The sequence below is a fragment of the Actinomyces acetigenes genome (genome assembly GCF_031296635.1).
Classification (GTDB): Bacteria; Actinomycetota; Actinomycetes; order Actinomycetales; family Actinomycetaceae; genus Actinomyces; species Actinomyces acetigenes.
In genome coordinates this window covers 57609-75624 of the sequence record NZ_JASPFC010000005.1, presented here as the reverse complement: position 1 = coordinate 75624, position 18016 = coordinate 57609, and the positions used below count along the sequence as shown (strand labels likewise).

14 protein-coding genes, 1 pseudogene and 1 riboswitch are annotated in these 18016 nt (G+C 68.1%); of the genes and pseudogenes, 1 reads left to right on the top strand and 14 read right to left on the bottom strand.

Going from position 1 to position 18016, the window contains the following annotated elements:
* Positions 1 to 152: 152 nt before the first annotated feature.
* The 5 genes from hisD to RIV14_RS03125 all read right to left on the bottom strand — a co-directional run bounded on the left by hisD (position 153) and on the right by RIV14_RS03125 (position 8217).
* Positions 153 to 1520 (bottom strand): histidinol dehydrogenase, encoded by a 1368-nt coding sequence (hisD, locus tag RIV14_RS03145; RefSeq protein ID WP_075372733.1) that lies wholly within the window; start codon positions 1518 to 1520, stop codon positions 153 to 155.
* Between the two features lie 80 nt (positions 1521 to 1600).
* Positions 1601 to 3994 (bottom strand): 5-methyltetrahydropteroyltriglutamate--homocysteine S-methyltransferase, encoded by a 2394-nt coding sequence (gene metE, locus RIV14_RS03140; RefSeq protein WP_081381853.1) that lies wholly within the window; start codon positions 3992 to 3994, stop codon positions 1601 to 1603.
* Entirely contained in the window at positions 3991 to 5202 is a 1212-nt protein-coding gene (locus RIV14_RS03135; RefSeq protein WP_075372734.1) for a methylenetetrahydrofolate reductase, read from the bottom strand. Before RIV14_RS03135 ends, metE begins: the two co-directional genes overlap by 4 nt.
* Before the next feature lie 4 nt (positions 5203 to 5206).
* Positions 5207 to 5291, bottom strand: a riboswitch (SAM riboswitch).
* 64 nt (positions 5292 to 5355) lie between these two features.
* Positions 5356 to 5724 (bottom strand): hypothetical protein, encoded by a 369-nt coding sequence (locus RIV14_RS03130; RefSeq protein ID WP_075372806.1) that lies wholly within the window; start codon positions 5722 to 5724, stop codon positions 5356 to 5358.
* 75 nt (positions 5725 to 5799) lie between these two features.
* The gene (locus tag RIV14_RS03125; RefSeq protein ID WP_075372735.1) at positions 5800 to 8217 is read right to left on the bottom strand and encodes a right-handed parallel beta-helix repeat-containing protein; all 2418 of its coding nucleotides are present in this window, start codon (positions 8215 to 8217) and stop codon (positions 5800 to 5802) included.
* Between the two features lie 186 nt (positions 8218 to 8403).
* Here RIV14_RS03125 and RIV14_RS03120 point away from each other — a divergent pair, with 186 nt between their 5' ends.
* Entirely contained in the window at positions 8404 to 8670 is a 267-nt protein-coding gene (locus RIV14_RS03120; RefSeq protein WP_075372736.1) for an RNA-binding S4 domain-containing protein, read from the top strand.
* Between the two features lie 28 nt (positions 8671 to 8698).
* Here the strand turns inward: RIV14_RS03120 and RIV14_RS03115 are convergent, their stop codons facing one another.
* From RIV14_RS03115 to RIV14_RS03075, 9 genes and pseudogenes are all read right to left on the bottom strand, one after another.
* Positions 8699 to 9130 carry a BCCT family transporter gene (locus tag RIV14_RS03115; protein WP_256699306.1) on the bottom strand — a complete coding sequence of 144 codons (432 nt, stop codon included), beginning with the start codon at positions 9128 to 9130 and terminating at the stop codon, positions 8699 to 8701.
* 103 nt (positions 9131 to 9233) lie between these two features.
* Positions 9234 to 9446, bottom strand: a pseudogene (locus RIV14_RS03110) (BCCT family transporter); the annotation flags it as partial.
* A 65-nt stretch (positions 9447 to 9511) separates the two neighbouring features.
* Positions 9512 to 13105 carry a DNA polymerase III subunit alpha gene (gene dnaE, locus RIV14_RS03105; RefSeq protein WP_075372738.1) on the bottom strand — a complete coding sequence of 1198 codons (3594 nt, stop codon included), beginning with the start codon at positions 13103 to 13105 and terminating at the stop codon, positions 9512 to 9514.
* A 177-nt stretch (positions 13106 to 13282) separates the two neighbouring features.
* Positions 13283 to 14251, bottom strand: a complete 969-nt coding sequence (locus tag RIV14_RS03100) for a ketopantoate reductase family protein (protein ID WP_075372739.1) — start codon at positions 14249 to 14251, stop codon at positions 13283 to 13285.
* Between the two features lie 66 nt (positions 14252 to 14317).
* Complete coding sequence (locus tag RIV14_RS03095) at positions 14318 to 14920, bottom strand: GNAT family N-acetyltransferase (protein WP_075372807.1); 603 nt, start codon at positions 14918 to 14920, stop codon at positions 14318 to 14320.
* Positions 14921 to 14977: 57 nt separating this feature from the next.
* The gene (locus RIV14_RS03090; RefSeq protein ID WP_075372740.1) at positions 14978 to 15898 is read right to left on the bottom strand and encodes an RluA family pseudouridine synthase; all 921 of its coding nucleotides are present in this window, start codon (positions 15896 to 15898) and stop codon (positions 14978 to 14980) included.
* Complete coding sequence (gene lspA, locus RIV14_RS03085) at positions 15895 to 16689, bottom strand: signal peptidase II (RefSeq protein WP_075372741.1); 795 nt, start codon at positions 16687 to 16689, stop codon at positions 15895 to 15897. The genes RIV14_RS03090 and lspA overlap by 4 nt, the downstream gene beginning before the upstream one ends.
* Positions 16690 to 16933: 244 nt before the next feature.
* Positions 16934 to 17542: a DivIVA domain-containing protein gene (locus tag RIV14_RS03080; protein ID WP_075372742.1), complete on the bottom strand. Its 609-nt coding sequence runs from the start codon at positions 17540 to 17542 to the stop codon at positions 16934 to 16936.
* 165 nt (positions 17543 to 17707) lie between these two features.
* Positions 17708 to 18004: a YggT family protein gene (locus RIV14_RS03075; RefSeq protein ID WP_075372743.1), complete on the bottom strand. Its 297-nt coding sequence runs from the start codon at positions 18002 to 18004 to the stop codon at positions 17708 to 17710.
* Positions 18005 to 18016: the final 12 nt, after the last annotated feature.

Sequence of the window (18016 nt, the reverse complement as noted above, 5' to 3'; positions counted from 1 at the left end):
TCGACCATGCAATAAGCGTCCTCTTGGAGATGGCTCACAAGGACTGAAAGTGGCGGGATTCCGCCACTTGAATCGTCAATGAATCCAGGCCTGCACCGTCCCCACCCGTCTGACGCATCAGGAGATGGTCACGAGTAGATCACAGTTCGTTCTCACAATGCGTGTTCAGCAGCCTTTTTCACTGTCTGGCGGGCACGGGCCGCCTCACCGTGGGCGGGCAGATCCTCACAGCTCGCCAGGACCTCCAGTGCCGGTGTCATGGCCTCCAGGGCGCTCGCACTGTACTCGATGAGCTGCACCGGTTTGAGGAAGGCCATCACGTTCAGTCCGGCAGCGAACCGGGCAGTCCCACCGGTGGGAAGGACGTGGTTGGAGCCGGCCAGGTAGTCGCCCAGGGGCACAGGGCTGTAGGGCCCGATGAAGATGGCGCCGGCGTTGCGGATCCGGCGCGCGACCTGAGGGGCATCGAAGGTGTGGATCTCCAGGTGCTCGGCTGCGTAGGCGTCGGCGACCTCGATGGCCTGCGCGAGGTCGCGCACCAGGACGGTTCCCGACTGCGGTCCGCTCAATGCGGTCGTTGCCCGCTCCCGGTGCCGGGTCTCGCTGAGTCTGCACTCGAGTGCCGCATCGACGGCGTCGGCCAGCTCCGGGGAGTCGGTGATGAGGACACTGCCGGCATTGGGATCGTGCTCCGCCTGGGAGAGCAGGTCGGCGGCCACGTACTCGGGGTCGGCCCCGGCGTCTGCCAGGACGGCGATCTCGGTAGGACCCGCCTCAGCGTCGATGCCAACCCTCCCCATGACGGCTCGCTTGGCGGCCGCCACGTAGATGTTGCCGGGACCGGTGATGACGTCCACACCCCGGCACAGGACTTCTCCCCCGGCATCCGCGCGGTCGGTGTCGTCCTGGGCGTCGGCACCGTAGGCGAGCATCGCGATGGCCTGGGCGCCGCCGACGGCGTAGACCTCGGTGATCCCCAGCAGCGCGCACGCCGCCAGGATCGTGGGGTGGGGCAGACCGGCGAACTCGGCCTGAGGCGGGCTGGCCAGGGCGATCTGCTCGACGCCGGCGACCTGGGCGGCCACCGCGTTCATCACCACGCTGGAGGGGTAGACGGCCAGCCCTCCGGGAACGTAGAGCCCGACCCTTTCAACGGGGATCCAGCGCTGGGTGACGGTGCCGCCGGGGACCACCTCCGTGGTGCGCTCGGCGGGCACCTGGGCGGTGTGCCCGGCCCGGTTGTGGGCGATGGACAGCTCGAGGGCCTCGCGCACCGCGGGGTCCAGGCCGTCGAGCGCCTGGGCGATGGCAGCAGCGGGCACACGCAGGTGAACGGGTCGCACGCCGTCGAAGCGCTCGGCGGCATCACGCAGTGCGGCCGCTCCCCGGGATCGGACGTCCTCGATGAGTGGAGCCACTGCGGCCTGGGCGGCAGTGACGTCAAGGGTGGCCCGGGGCAGGGTCTGTGCCAGCTGGCGTGCGGAGAGTCGGGTGCTGCGCAGATCGGTGCGGGTGAGCATGCCCGTAAGCCTACAGGCCATGCACAAGGCGGCCCGGGAGAGCACGTTGTCTCCCGGGCCGCCTCACACCTGCAGTCGAGTCAGAGACTCATCTCGCGCACGGCGCGGGCGGCGCCGACCATGCTGGTCAGGCTCGCCTCGGTCTCGGCGTAGGCCCGGGTCTTGAGACCGCAGTCGGGGTTGACCCAGACCTTCTCGGCGCCCAGGGCCGCGACGGCCCGCTGGAGCAGCTCGGTGCACTCGGCCTGGCTGGGCACGCGCGGGGAGTGGATGTCCCACACACCCGGGCCGAGCTGTCGCTCGAAGCCGTGCTCGGCCACCGCGGGCAGGATGTCCATGCGCGAGCGGGAGGCCTCGATGGAGGTCACGTCGGCGTCGAGGTGGTCGACCGCGTCGATGACGACGTCGAACTCCGAGTAGCACAGGTGGGTATGGATCTGGGTGGCGGGAGCCGCTCCTCCGGTGGCCAGACGGAAGGAGCCGACCGACCACTCCAGGTAGGCGGGGCGGTCGGCGCGCCGCAGCGGCAGGGTCTCGCGGATGGCGGGCTCGTCGACCTGGATGACGCCGATGCCGGCGACCTCAAGGTCCGCCACCTCCGCGCGCAGGGCCAGGCCCAGCTGGTCGGCGACCTGGGCGCGCGGGATGTCGTCGCGCACGAAGGACCAGGCCATGATGGTCACCGGGCCGGTGAGCATGCCCTTGAGGGGCTTGTCGGTCAGGGACTGGGCGTAGGCCGACCAGGCGACCGTCATGGGCTCTGGACGGGCGACATCGCCCCACAGGATGGAGGGGCGGGTGCAGCGCGAGCCGTAGGACTGGACCCAGCCGTGCTCCGTGGTCACGAAGCCGTCGAGCAGCTCGGCGAAGTACTGGACCATGTCGTTGCGCTCGGCCTCGCCGTGGACCAGGACGTCCAGACCGAGGCGTTCCTGAAGGGCGACGACGTTGGCGATCTCGGCGCGCATGGCGGCGTCGTAGGCGGCGTCGTCGATCTCCCCCTTGCGCCAGGCGGCCCGGGCCTTACGGATCTCGGCGGTCTGGGGGAAGGAGCCGATGGTGGTGGTGGGAAGCTCGGGAAGGCCGAGGCGCTCGTCCTGGGCCGCCTTGCGCTCGGCGTAGGGGGCGCGGGTGCGGTCGGCGTCCGTGACGGCCTCGACGGCGGCGCGGACCTCGTCGCGGTGCACGCCCGGGTGGGCGGCGCGCTGCTTGCGCAGGTCGGCGTCCTGGGCCAGTTCTGCGGCAATGGCGTCACGGCCCTGCTCCAGGCCCTTGGCCAAGGTGATGACCTCACCGACCTTCTGGTCGGCGAAGGCGAGCCAGGAGCGGATCTCCGCATCGATGGCGGTCTCGCGCTCGACGTCGTGCGGCACGTGCTGCAAGGAGGTGGAGGTCGCCACGGTGATGGGGGTGCCCTCGGGGAGGCGCTGGCGCAGCTGCTCGAGCACGTCCATTGCCCGGTTCAGGTCGGTGCGCCAGATGTTGCGTCCTGAGACGACACCGGCGACGACGGCCTTGCCCTCCAGGGCGGCCAGGTCGCCGGCCTCGGGCAGGGCGCCCGCCACGAGGTCGAGGCCCACGGCCTCGATCGGGGCCTGACCGAGCACGGGCAGGGCGTCGCCCAGGGAGCCGTAGGTTCCGGCCACCAGGATCTGGGGGCGCTCCACGATGGCGCCCAGCCAGGTGTAGGCGTCGCGCACGGCGTCAAGGACTCGCTGGCGCTCCACGTTCCAGGAGTCGGAGACCAGGGCGGGCTCGTCGAGCTGGACCCAGGTGGCACCGGCCTGGTGCAGGTCCATGAGGAGGTGGCCGTAGGCGTGCAGGACGTCGCTGAGACGGTCCAGGGGGTGGAAGTTCTCGGCCGCCTCGTCGGAGGGCTTGGCCATGAGCAGGTAGCTCACCGGTCCTACGACGACGGGGCGCACCTCGGTCCCAGCGGCCTTGGCCTCGCGGACCTGGTCGGCGATGGCGGTGTCGACGTAGCCGATGGGGGTGGAGGCGTCGATCTCGGGGACCAGGTAGTGGTAGTTGGAGTCCAGCCACTTGGTCATCTCCATGGCCGGGCGGGCTCCTTCACCGCGGGCCAGGGTGAAGTAGCCCTCGATGTCAAGGGCGCCGTCGGCGTCCAGCAGGTCGCGGAAGCGGGCGGGCGCGGCCCCCAGGGTGGCGGTCACCTGAAGAACCTGGTCGTAGAGGGTGAAGTCCGCCGGTACCGAGGCGGGCTGAGTCAGCCCCAGGTCCCTCAGGCGCGAGCGGGTCGCCCCGCGCAGCTCGGCGGCGGCGTGCCTGAGCTCATCGACACTCAGGTTCCCTTTCCAGAAGGACTCCACGGCGCGTTTGAGCTCACGGTCCCTTCCGATGCGGGGGTATCCCAGGATGGTGGCCCCCGGCAGGGGGGTGGAGGGGACCTGTGACTCGGTCACGGCGATCTCAGCCGGTGAGGCGGGGGCGACCGACTCAGGGGTGGCGCTCATGCATTCTCCTTGGTGATGGTGGTGTGGGGCTGGACGGGGTGGCGGGAAGACAGTGCTGCACCGGGAGAGCCGCGGCGCAGGAAGGAGGGGCCTCGGCCGGGTGTGGCCTGAAGGTATCCGCGGTCGACGGCATCGCGCACCTCCCGGTCGGGCGCGGCTCCGGCCAGGATGCCCCCCAGACGCAGGTGGCTGATGACGTCGAGGGCCGGGCGAGTGCGGTTAAAGGTGTACAGGTGCAGTCCGGGGGCCCCGGCGCGCAGCAGCGCGGTGGCCAGGTCGAGCGTCGCGCCGATGCCGCGTTCCACGAGGGTGGCGCCGCTGGCTGATCCCAGTGTGGAACGCAGGCCGGCGGGCACGCGCACCCCGGTGAGCGCCTCAAGGCGGGTGAGCCGACGCAGGTCGGTCAGCGGGATCACCCCGGGAAGGATCGGGATGCTCACTCCCGCATAGGAGGCGGCGTTGGTCAGCGCCACGTAGTCGGCCGCGTCGTAGAACACCTGGGTGATCGCCATGTCAGCCCCGGCGGCCTGCTTGGCGGCCAGGACCTCGATGGCCTCGATGTGATCGCTGGTGGCCGGGTAGGCGGCCACGGCGATCGTGACGTGGCGTCTGCCGTCACCGAAGAAGTCGGCCTCGACCTCCCGGATGACCCGGACGAGGTCGTCGGCGTGGCGCAGCTCCCCGGCGACGTCGTCGGCCCGGGTGCCGGCCGGCGGGTCACCGCGCAGAGCGAGGAAGCGCCGCACTCCCATCCGAAGGAAGCGGGTGACGATGTCGACGGCCTCCTGCTTGCGGTAGCCGATGCAGGTCAGGTGCGCCATGAGGGGGATGGTGCTGGACTCCAGCACGTGGGCGAGCACGCACTCGGAGGGGTTGGTCTGCTCCTGGACCGCGCGCACGCGGGGCGCAGCCTCGCACCGGCCCGCCTCCGACTCACGTGCGCTCCCTTCATGCCCGCCGCTGCTGATCCCGTCAGCGGGGTCTGTGACGAAGGTCGGTCGGTAGGTCACCGAGACGAAGTCGGGCCCGGTGGCCAGAAGCCTGTCAATGCGGCCCCAGGTGGCCGAGGCGGCCTTACCCGGTCGAGGGGGGAACAGCTCCAGGCTGACGGTGGGCAGTCGCCGGGCGGTTCCGGTCTCGGCGCTGCTCAGGCCCCCTGCGCGGCCACCTGCCGCGGCGGTGGGCCCGGTGGGCTCGTTATCGTGCACATCGTCTCCATCGGTCCTGGCTGAAGCACCCGCGTACCGGGTTGCTGCGGCGTCATGGAACCAGGTCTCTCGGCCGCTCTGGATGGTCGAGCGTATCAAACCACGACGGTTCTACGACCTCGCCGTCGTCCCATATAGCGAGAACTGCTCCGCTCAGCCGTTGGCCTGGTTCTCATCCCAGACCGCCCAGCAGGCAAGGCGCTGCGGCGGGGCCCAGCTCGCGTCCCTGGTGCCAACCTCTCCCGTGGCCGCTGAGACCACCAGGGAGGCCAGACTCGGTTCGCCGCGAGCAGCGCAGTCGTGACCGATCATGGAGAGCAACGGCCCCATATGACGCGGCAGCACGCCCCGTCCGATCGAGTCACTGAGCTCGCCGTAGGTGATGACCTCACGGTGCTGAGCGACCTCTATCAGAACGGAGCGTGCTGCGTTGGTGGCCTCAGCCAGCCTCGGGGTGAGTCGGCGCATCCTGTCCCCCACTGGGAAGTAGTCACCGACGGTGATGGCGAGCGACTCAGTCACGGTGTAATGATCCGGGTTGTCCGGGCTCGTCACAAGCTCGTCCTCGCTGCGCCTCCACCCCGAGGCCGGAACTGGTCAGTCGGCCATGCGACGGCGCACCAGGATGAAACCGCCGCCCAGGGCGATGGCGGCCACTGCCAGGACGATGCCGGTCATGCTGGCACCGGTGAGGGGAAGATGGCCATCGCCAGTAGCCGCAGCAGCCGCAGCGGCCTGGCCCTGACCGCCCTGAGCGTTGCTGCCGGGCTTGGCGATGCTGGAGTTCTTCTGGCCGGCCCCCGCCTTGGAGTCAGAGGGGCTGGCGCCCTGTGTGTTCTTGCCGCTGGCGTCAGAGGCCCCGTCGGCAACGGTGGAGCCGTTGTTGTCGGCCTTGCCGCCCTTGTTGGTGTTGCCGCCCTTGCCGCCGTTGTTGGCGTTGCCACCGTTGTTGGCAGCCTTGTCGCCGTTGTTAGCGGCCTTACCGCCGTTGTTGGCGTTGTCAGCGGGGGCGTCCCCGGCACCGGGAACGGCTCCGCCACCCCAGGCGACGTTGACGAGCGCACCGCGGTCCACGGCAACGTTGGCGTTGACGCCGAGGGTCTTGGCGATGTCCTCGGGCAGGGCGTGGCCGTTACCGGAGGCGGGGCTTCCCTCCTTGAGGTGGAAGTCCGAGGTCTTGTCCATCGGGTTGGCCGACTCCTTGACGAAGAACGGGTTGTTCTCCGGGGAGCCGTGCAGGTCCAGACCGTTGGACTCCTTACCCGCGGCCTTGACGCTCGAGCTGGCCGTGAAGTCGGCGAGCTTCTCGGCGTTGACCGACTGGTTCATACGGTCGGCGCCCCAGTTCCACAGGACCGTGGTCGACAGGGTCTGGGGGTTCTCCTGGCGGTAGTAGACGTCGTAGTCGATGCTGGAGACCATCTCATTGGCGTATACCGCGCCGGAACCGTCCTCGTTGGCCCCACCCAGGACCTGGACCATGGCCGAGTAGCGCCACGGGTCCCCGGGCATGGGGGTGGTCTGCTCGGAGGAGAAGATGTTGTTCATCACCTGGGTGTTGGTGGTGTCCCAGCTCAGTCCGTGCTCGGCGCTCCACTTCTGCACCTGGGTGCACACGCCCTGGGCGTTACGGGCGTTGCAGCCGTCGGAACGGGTGTCCTCCTGGATCCACAGGCTGGTGAGCGCGTGGGAGACGGTGTTGTTCCACACGCGGGTGTCGTTGGACCCAGAGACGTGGATGCCGATGCCGGCCCCGGCCACGATGTTGGAGGCGATGAGGTTGTTGGAGGAGACCTCGTTGAAGATCGCCACCGGGACGTTGACGAAGTAGTTGCCAACGATCTCGGAGTCCATCACGCCCTCGTCGAACCAGACACCTGCGGCACGGTTCTGGTCATAGGCAGCGGGGTCGGAGATGTCCGTGCCGGTGGCCGAGTAGTCCACGGTGTTGTTGGCGAAGCGGATGTTCTTGGCGTGAGTGATCTTGGTGTCGGCCAGGGTGCAGTAGGCGCCGCAGTCCTTCGTGATGAAGCCGGAGGTGTTGTTGTTCCTCCACAGGTTGTTCTCCACCTTGGCTCCGCTGGAGTCATTGATGCCGAAGGCGTTGGAGCCGTTGTTCTCGAACAGGTTGTTCGACACGACCGCGTTGGTCGAGTCGATGACCTGCAGCGCACCGGCGGTCGAGGAGTAGCGGAAGGTGGAGTTCTCGATGCGAGGAGCACCGTGAGCGGCCACAACCGTTCCACCACCGGAGATGGTGCCGATCTCAGGGTCGTTGTAGTCCCAGCGCTGCACCGCGGAGTACTTCTCCACCGTCAGTCCCGACAGGGTGATGTTGTCGGTGTTGAAGGACAGGGCGCGGGAGTGCTGGACCACCTCGACCTGGTGCTGGTTGGGGTCGACGCCGATGACGTAGGAGGTGCCGCGGTGCGGCTTGACGTTGTAGCCGGCCTGGTTGTTGTTCGGGTTCTTCAGAGTGACCGGGTCGGGGTCATCGACGAAGAAGGTGGACTCGGTGACCTCGGCGCGGCTGAGCACCTGAGTCAGGGGCTTGCCATCGACGAACACCTGCTCGGGGTGTGCGGCGATCCCCTCCTTGGCGGGGTCGGCGTTAATGGTGCAGACCGTGCAGAAGCGGACCATGTCCTTGCCCGTGGACCACTTCCCGTCGCCGCCGGCGTTCCAGCTCGTGGGGACCTCCGCACCGGTGAGGACCGGCTTGGCGCCCTCGGCCGCCTTGATGGTCACGCCCTTGTCGACAGCGAGCTCACCCTCACGGTAGGTGCCGTTGGCCAGCTCGATGGTGTCTCCGTCGCCGGCCTTCTTCAGGGCGGCTCCAATGGTCTGAAGGGGCTTGGCAGCGGTTCCGTCTCCCGCGTCCGAGCCACCCTCGGCCGAGACATGAATGATGTTGCCGTCAGCGGCAGCGGCTTCTGGCGCATGAGCCACAGCCAGAACAGGCGCCGACAGCGATAGAGCGAGTATCGCCATCTGGGCGACGATTCGACGCTTCATGGTGTCTCCGTCTCCGTAGTGTGATCAGAACGCCGTTACCCTACCGTGATAAATTTTGTTTGGCATCCGTTATATCCGCATACTTTTGAGAGATGCTTCTCTCACTCACCTCGCTGCCGGCCGCTCTTGCGGGGTGCTACCTGCTCCGACGTGCGCATCTCATGCCCCGTCTGCGAGGATCAACCTATGACGCATGCAACATCTCAGCGGGCATCCCGGTACCCGCTCATCTCAGTGTCCGGAAGCATCAGGCTCGGCCAGTTCCTCAAGCTGGCGGGCCTGGTGGAGGACGGCGCACAGGCGCGCATCGCCATCCAGTCCGGAGACGTCACTGTCAACGGCGTCGTGGAGACGCGTCGCGGGCACCACCTAACCGACGGCGACGTCGTCGTCGTCGATCACCCCGCAGGCCAGGTGGGCGCCACCGTCGAGCAGCTGGGGACCGAGCAATGAGCCCGGCCCCCAGTACCAGGAGCAGTCCTCAGGCCTCGTCCCCCTGACTCCGGTCGGCTCCTGCCGACGCATCATCCGCACCGTCGACGGCGCGGCCATCGCCCCTCAGGTCCTTGGTGGTCTCGTCGATACCGTCCTCGGCGCCCTCATCATCTCCATCGTCGTTGCCGGCAGTCGATGACAGCCTGGTGTGCAGCTCGATGGTCTCGACCTCGTGGGGCTCGTTGGCCGTCGTGACCGCGGTGGTGACCGAGTCGACCAGGACCTGGTTGGCCAACGAGTGCCGCAGCAGCATGGCTGAGGCCACGCCACCGGTGGCCACGCCCCAGAAGACGACCGTGAAACGGCTCGGATCGGTCGTGCCGTTCTCCGAGAGCCTTCCCATGACGATGGAGGCCAAGTCGGCACCGGTGACGGACTGCCGGATGGTACGGCCGCGCGAGATGCGGGCGATGAACATGCCTGCGAAGGGTGTCCAGGAGATCCGCCAGGCCCAGGGAGCAGGCCGATCCGACCAGGGCGTACATCGCCCACGGGTAGATGGTCCAGTGGAACATGGCCGAGCCCAGGGCGGTGCTGACGGCCCTGGCCGTCTGAGGGTCGACGGTGTCCGGCGGGGACAACGTGTAGAAGTAGAGCGGTTCACCGACTCCGTAAAAAATCAGTCCAATGCCCATTCCCGTGGCGAACATCGTGGAGACCCAGTATCCGGTGGAGTACTCGGGCTCCTCGGCGTCCCCGCCCAAGGGGGTCGTGCCGAACCGGGAGGCTTCCACGACAGCACCAGCACTGTTCGACCGGCTCGTCAGGGCGGGCGACCCGCTCCCCCGGAAACGGCCTGCTAGTGGCGCAGACACCCCGGCCCGAGGAGGGCCTTGATGTCGGAGTAGAAGGCGGGCGAGGCCTCCACCCGCAGCGAGGCATCCAGCTGGGTACGCACCTCGCGCCCCGGGCTGGTCAGTGTCAGACGGACCGTGGATCCACCCGGGTGCTTGGTGAGCACGTCCTTGAACTGCTCCACCAGCGGAGCGGTGCACCGGTTGGTGGGCAGAGTGATGAGGACCGCCTCGTGGGTGGCGCTGGAGATGTCCGGGATCGTCATCTCCTGGGCGTACAGGGCGACCTGCCCGTCACGCCGGTTGAGACGTCCACGCACCGTGACCACCGTGTCGGGGGCCAGCATGGTGGAGACGGTCTGATAGGTCTGGGGGAAGAAGAGCACCTCGATGCTTCCGGCCAGGTCCTCGACCTGGGCGATGGCCCACAGGTTGCCCTGCTTGGTGGTCTTGCGGGTCAGCGAGGTGATGAGCCCGGCGATGGTGACCATGGCGCCGTCGGGCAGCTCATCGTTCTCGTGGAGCTCGGAGATCTCCTTGTCCGCGAGCTTGCCCAGCAGCCCCTCCAGTCCCATGAGGGGGTGATCGGAGACGTAGAGCCCCAGCATGTCGCGCTCGTAGGCGAGCTTGTCCTTCTTGTCCCACTCCGGAAGGTTGGGAACGTCGGAGGAGAAGACCGGGCCGCTACCGAAGGGCGAGTCGTCGGCGTCGTCGGGGCCGCCCATGAGGGAGGCGAACAGGTCGAACTGGCCGGCGGCCTCGTTGCGCTTGACACCGATGACCTCGTCAACGAAGTCCTCGTGGCAGGCCTGCAGGGAGCGCCGGGTGTGCCCCAGGGAGTCGAAGGCTCCGGCCTTGATGAGCGAGTCGATGGTGCGCTTGTTGCACACGACCGCGGGAACCTTGTCGAGGAAGTCCTCGAAGGAGGTGAACTCGCCCTTGTCCTCCCTAGCGGCCACGATCGCGTCGACGACGTTGATGCCGACGTTGCGCACCGCGGACAGCCCGAAGCGCACGTCCTCACCGACCGCGGAGAACTGGGCCCGCGAGGCGTTGACGTCCGGGGGCAGGACGGTGATGCCCATGTGGCGGCACTCCCCCAGGTAGACGGCCAGCTTGTCCTTGTTGTCCTTCTGGCTGGTGAGCAGGGCGGCCATGTACTCGGTGGGGTAGTGCGCCTTGAGGTAGGCCGTCCAGTAGGACACGACGCCGTAGGCGGCCGAGTGGGCCTTGTTGAAGGCGTACTTGGCGAAGGGGACGACGACGTCCCACAGGGTCTTGACGCTCTCCTTGGAGAAGCCGGCCTGGACCATTCCGGCCTCGAACTCGACGAACATCTTGGCCAGGATGTCCATCTTCTTCTTACCCATGGCCTTACGCAGCGCGTCGGCCTTGCCCATGGAGAATCCCGCCAGGTCGGTGGCGATCTTCATGACCTGCTCCTGGTACACGATGAGACCGTGCGTGGTCCCCAGGATCGGGTCGAGGGCCTCCTTGAGCTCGGGGTGGATCGGGATGACCTCCTGCAGGCCGTTCTTGCGCAGCGCGTAGTTGGTGTGGGACTCCGCCCCCATGGGGCCGGGCCGGTAGAGGGCGCCGACGGCGGAGATGTCCTCGAAGTTGTCCGGCTTCATCAGCCGCAGCAGCGTGCGCATCCCCCCGCCGTCGAGCTGGAAGACGCCCAGGGTCTCACCGCGTGAGAGCAGCTCGTAGGTGGCGCGGTCGTCGAGCTCGACGTGGTCGATGTCCAGGGCCGGCTTGCCGTTGGCGACGATGTTCTCCAGGGCGTCAGAGATGACCGTGAGGTTGCGCAGTCCCAGGAAGTCCATCTTGAGCAGGCCCAGGTGCTCGCAGGTGGGGTAGTCGAACTGGGTGATGACGGCGCCGTCCTGCAGGCGCTGCATCATGGGGATGATGTCGGTCAGGGTGGCCGAGGACATGATGACGGCGCAGGCGTGGACGCCCCACTGCCGGGTCATGCCCTCCAGACCCTTGGCCAGCTCGACGATCTTCTGGGCGTCGGGGTCCTCGGCGTGCAGCCTGCGGAACTCCTCGGCCTCCCCGTAGCGCTCGTCGTCGGGGTTGAAGATGCCCTTGATGGAGATGTCCTTGCCCTGGACGGAAGGGGGCATGGCCTTGGTGAGCCGGTCACCGACGGCGTAGGGGTAGCCCATGACGCGACTGGAGTCCTTCAGGGACTGCTTGGCCTTGATGACACCGTAGGTGACCACCTGGCTGATGCGGTCGGCGCCGTACTTCTCACGCACGTACTCGATGACCTCGTCGCGCCGGCGCTCGTCGAAGTCGACGTCGATATCGGGCATGGAGATGCGCTCGGGGTTGAGGAAGCGCTCGAAGATGAGTCCGTGACGCAGCGGGTTGAGCTCGGTGATGCCCATGGCGTAGGCGACCATGGAGCCTGCTCCCGATCCACGCCCCGGCCCGACCCGGATGCCGTGGGACTTGGCCCAGTTGATGTAGTCGGCCACGACGAGGAAGTAGCCGGGGAAGCCCATCTGGGTGATGACGCTGATCTCGTACTCGGCCTGCTTACGGCAGTCCTCGGGGATGTCGCCGTTGAACCGGCGCTCCATGCCGCGCCAGCACTCCTTGATGAACCAGGACTCGTCGGTCTCCCCCTCGGGGACGGGGAAGGCCGGCATGTAGGAGGCCCCCTCATCCACGGTGCGGAAGTGCACGTCGCACTGCTCGGCCACGAGCAGGGTGTTGTCGCAGGCCTGGGGCATCTCGGAGAAGAGGCGGCGCATCTCGGCGCCGGGGCGCAGGTAGTAGGTGTCGCCATCGAACTTGAAGCGGTCCGGATCGGAGAGCACGGAGCCGGAGTTGATGCACAGCATCGCGTCCTGGATGGTGCGGTCCTCGGGGCGCACGTAGTGGGAGTCGTTGGTGGCCAGCAGCGGGGCCCCGAGCTCCTGGGCGATGCGCAGCAGGTCCTTGGTGACGCGCTGCTCGATCTCCAGGCCGTGGTCCATGAGCTCGACGTAGAAGAACTCCTTGCCGAAGATGTCCTGCAGCTCGCCGGCAGCGCGCAGGGCCTCGTCCCACTGGCCCAGGCGCAAGCGGGTCTGGACCTCCGAGGAGGGGCAGCCGGTGGAGCCAATGAGGCCGCCCGAGTAGCGCGAGAGCAGCTCGCGGTCGATGCGCGGCGCCTTGCCCCACTGGCCTTCCAGAGAGGCGAAGGAGTCCATGCGCATGAGGTTGTGCAGACCCTCGTTGTTGCGTGAGAGCAGCGTCATGTGCGTGTAGGAGCCGCGGGCGGAGACGTCGTCGCTCCTCTGGGACTCATCGCCCCAGAACACACGGGTCTTGTCGAAGCGGGAGGTGCCCGGAGTCATGTACGCCTCGACCCCGATGATCGGCTTGATGCCGGCGGCCTTGGCGGCCGCGTAGAACTCGTAGGCTCCGAACATGTAGCCGTGGTCGGTGATCGCCAGGGCGGGCTGGCCCAGCCGCTTGGCCTCGGCCACGTAGTCCTTGATCTTCCCGGCGCCGTCCAGCATGGAGTAGTCGGTGTGGACGTGGAGGTGGACGAAGTCGTCCGTGGGGGCTGCATCTTCCTGACTGCTCATCTCCGCCATGGGCCTCATCCTAGGCCCGCCCGGCTCCCTGTCTCCTGGAAGGTTCGCGCACCCTCCTGCCGGAAGGCGGGACCTTCGCCGGACATGACGGGACGCGGCCGAGGTGGCGGCTAAGCCGGGGGAGAAATCCTCGGCGGGGCGGCGTCCTCCCCGCCGCCTCCGAGAGGTGCTTCGAGCTCAGGCGCGCGCCCGGGCAGCGGCCTCTCGCGGAGCCAGGAGGCTGTGCGCGAGGTCGAGCACGGGGGTGGGCACGCCAGCCTCGTCGCCGGCGCGGCACAGCGCACCGAGCTGGGCGTCGAGCTCACTGGGCAGGCCTGAGGCGATGTCCCGCTGCATCGAGGTGGTGGCGCCGGCCGGCTGGGCGTCGGCCATGCGCAGGGCTGCGGCGACCGGGTCGGGGGCGTCGTCGGTGGCCAGGTCGTGCCCCAGTGCCGTGGCGACGGCGACGACCTCGCTCACGGCCTGGGTGAAGGCGTCCCGCAGGTCCGTGCGCAGCACGCCGATGGGCGCGTTCGTGGAGGCGCCGAGGGAACCCTGGACGACGACGAAGGAGGCCTTGCGCCACAGCTCGGCCCAGATGGAGCCTGGGACCCAGGCTCGGATTCCGGCCGCTTCGAGGGCCTGGAGGGCGGCGCGGCTGCGGGCGGTGGCGCAGCCGTCCCACTCCCCCAGGGCCAGGGAGCCGGCGCTGCCGATGGTGCGGACATCTCCCGGCGAGACAATGGCGGAGTAGACGCGGGCGACCCCGGGCAGGACGTGCTCCTTGCCGACGGCGTCGGCGAGCAGTCCGGGCGCGCTGATCCCGTTCTGGGTGGAGACGACACCGGTGGCGGGGCCGGTCAGGCGCCTGAGCGCAGGAGCCAGCTGGGCCAGCGCATCGACCTTCGTGGTCACCAGGACCAGGTCCGGCTGACCTCCCAGGGCGTCGGTGAGAGCCTGCGGGTCATCACTGGCCAGCGCAGTCTCGATGCGGGCGGTCACGGTACCGGGCTCGCTACCGGAGCAGTCGCGCAGCGTCAGCCCGCCCGAGCGCAGGGCCGCCAGGGTGCGGCCGTGAACGAGGAACCCGACCTGCTGGCCGCTCGCGGCCAGGCGGGCGCCGAGCCATCCTCCGATTCCCCCGGCGCCGATGACGACGATCCGCACAAGTGTCTCCTGTCAGTCCTGCTGTTGTCCCCGCGAGCACGTACGCCCAGATGTCAGTGACCGGTCCTAGGCGGTACGGCCGGAACTGTCCTCGACGCTGACGCTGTTGACGATGCGGGCCATGTCCTGGTGCCAGATACCGGCGTCGAGGTAGCGGTGTCCGTCCAGAACCCAGTATCCGCAGCGCTTGTAGAAGCCCATGGCCTGCTCCTGAGCTGAGAGAACCATCTCCACGCGGGGCCGGCCGGAGTGGCTCAGTGCAGTCTGCTCGAGGGCAGCGACGATGCGGGCACCAAGCCCCGTACCGCGCGCGATGCTCCGTACAGCCAAGCGGCCCAGATGGACCCGACCGGGGTGTTCGGGCTCCATCAGGAGCCGTCCGGCGCCCAGGGGTGTTCCGTCAACTCCACTGGCCAGGAGATGGATCGTGGTCGGCTCATCGTCGCGGGCGTCGATCTCCTGGGCGAGGGGAACCGCCTGCTCAACAACGAAGACCTCAAGACGAACGTCGGCAACGGACCTGCGGAGCCGGTCGGCCTCGGGGCCCGTCTCATCGCCACAGGCGGTTGCGAAGCCAATGGGTTCGTGGACGACGGTGGCCGGGCGGATCTCGAGGGTGGAAGTCTCCGAGACCGCCTCGTCAGCGCTCGGCCTCGTCGTCGGGGCCATGGTCGAGCGACGCAGGCGATCAGTCACTGTCCTCATTCACCTCCACCGAGAGCCTGTTCACGGCAGGCGCAGGACATCGAGGGCGTGGACGAGGTCGTCGGGGTAGTCGGAGGTGAAGACCATGTGCTCACCGGTGATGGGGTGGACGATGCCGAGCTCGCGGGCGTGGAGCCACTGGCGGATCAGACCGGTGCGCGCGCTCATGGCCGGATCGGCGCCGTAGGTGGCGTCTCCGACGCAGGGGTGGCCGACGGCGGCCATGTGGACGCGGATCTGGTGGGTGCGTCCGGTCTCGAGGTGGATCTCGGCCAGGCAGGCCCCGGGCATCGCCTCGATGACGTCGTAGTGGGTGATGGACTCGCGCCCGCCCTCGATGATGGCCATCTTCCACTCCCGGCTGGGGTGACGGCCGATGGGGGCGTCGATCGTGCCGCTGGAGGGATCGAGGTGGCCCTGCACCAGGGCGTGGTAGACCTTGTCCACCGTGTGCTCCCGGAAAGTGCGTTTGAGCACCGAGTAGGCCCGCTCCCCCTTGGCCACGATCATGACGCCCGAGGTGCCCACGTCAAGGCGCGAGACGATGCCCTGGCGCTCGGCGGCGCCGGAGGTGGCCACTCGCACGTGCATGGCTTTCAGGGCGCCGAGGACGTCGGGGCCGTCCCAGCCCATAGAGGGGTGTGCGGCCACACCTGCGGGCTTGTCGACGACGACGATGTCCTCGTCCTCGTAAAGCAGCTCCATCCCCTCCACAGCAGTGGCGACCGGTTCGGCGGGACGCGGGTCGGGCAGGTCGACTTCGAGGAGCTCGCCCGCGCGCAGACGAGCGGACTTGGCCAGCGCCTCGCCGCTGCGACGCACGCCTCCGGCCTCGCACAGGTCCCCGACCCGGCTGCGGGACAGGCCTGTCATCCGGGCAAGTGCGGCATCGACGCGTTCGCCGTCGAAGCCGTCGGGCACGGGCAGTAGGCGCACGCTCATTGCGGCTCCGCGGAGGCCGCCCGCTCTGAAGCCCCGGAGGACCCCGCCGGCTCGGAGGACGCCTCGGCACGGTCCTTCCGGCGGGCTCGGGCTCCTCGGCGGGCTGAGGAGGTCGATCCGCCGGTGACTTCCGCCTCCAGGTTGTCCGGGGCGCCGGCCCGTGTGCCGTCGATCTCCCAGCCTCCCAGGGACAGGATGATGATGCCCACGGCGGCCAGCACGATCGCGATGTCGGCGACATTGCCCACGAAGTAGCCGCCGTAGTCGATGAAGTCGATGACGTGACCGCGTAGGAATCCGGGCTCCCGCAGGAGGCGGTCGATGAGGTTGCCGACCGCCCCACCAAGGACCAGGCCGAGGGCCACCGCCCAGGAGCGGGACGCCAGGTTCCGGGAGACACGAATGATGACGGCCACGACGAACGAGGCAATGAGTGCGAAAATCCACGTCTGCCCGGTGGCGAAGGAGAACGCGGCGCCCGGGTTGCGCACCAGGACCAGCCCCAGCGCGCGGCCGAGCAGCGCCGTGTGCCGACCGTCGGACAGCACGGAGAGCGCCCACTGCTTGGAAACCTGGTCCACGACGATGACGATGACCGCCACCAGCCACAGCACGATCACCGGGAGGCGTTCGGATCGCCTCCCGCTCACCGCCTGCGTCGTCACGGCCTTCTCCATGGCGCTGAAGGGATTGTCTGTGGACAGTGGGACAACGTTGTCGGAGTTGACGGCGTCACCGACGTTGCCAGCGGCCTCCTCCACACAGGAGGCGGGATCGACATGGTCAGGCATGGGGCTTTCTCGCATTGCACTCAGAGGAGAACGGGTGATGAATGGGCTGTGTACCCAGCGAAGGGCGGCGACCCGCACGGGTCGCCGCCCTTCGTAGGAGGCCGTGTCATTGACGACTGGAGGAGCTGGACCATCCTGATCGGACGGGGAGCATCATGATGGAACTCCGTTGGTCAGTCCCGGAGACGTTCACGGGAATGAGCCGGGGACGATCACGGCCTGGAGGATCACGACCCCTGAAGGATCACAGGCTGGAGATGGAGCTCTCGCCGCCGTCCTCGACGTTGGCCAGCAGGTTCTGCAGGTAGCTCTTGAGGCGAGTGCGGTAGTCGGACTCGAAGCGCCGCAGCTCGTCGATCTTGTGCTCGAGGTTGGCACGCTCCTTCTCCAGCTGGGCGAGGGTGCGGTTGCGCTGGTCCTCAGCCTCGCGCACGATCTGCTCACCGGTGGAGCGGGCCTCGGTGACGATGCGCTCGCCCTCGGCCTTGCCGTTGGCGACGTGCTCATCGTGAAGGCGCTGGGCCAGCTCGAGCATTCCGGAGGCAGCAGCCGGGCCCTGGCCGCCGGACTCGCCGGCGGAGACGGCCGGCATGGACATGGCAGGCTCTGCCTGGACCGGAGATACGGGGGAAGCGGGGGCAGAGGGCAGGGCAGCTCCCTCGCCGAGCTGGGCCACTCGGCGGTTAGCGGCCTCGAGCTTGGCCTTGAGGTCGGCGTTCTCGGCCTCCAGCTGACGCATCGCCTCGACTACCTCGTCGAGGAACTCGTCGACCTCGTCCTGCTCGTAGCCCTCACGGAACTTGGTCGCCTGGAACTTCTTGTTGAGGACGTCGTCTGCTGTCAGCAGCGTCATGGGTCGTCACCTCGGTGTCGTTACGGATAAGGTCACGAGCACCGGGCATCCGGTCACTCATGCGGACAGAGTACCTGAACTCGAGGTTCAGGCCACATCAAGCGCGCTATCTCACGCTGACGTGAGAACAGCACTCTAGCGGTTCGCTCACAACTTCACACCTGTTCAGATGAGAAGTCCGAGCAACCACTGGATCATCCAGATCCCGAAGACCAGGACCAGGAAGCTCAGGTCGATACCGACCCCTCCCAGGCGTGCCATGGGAACCCTCTGACGGATCACTCGCAGAGGCGGATCCGTCAGAGCGTAGACAAGGTTGGCCAGCACCAGGACGACCCCCCGGGGGCGCCACTGGCGGGCGAAGACCTGAATCCAGTCGAGCACGACCCTGACCAGGAGGATGAGGAAGTACAGGCTCAGAATGCTCGACAGGATCCCGGCTACTGCGGAGACGAGGTTCACCTACGAGTCAGC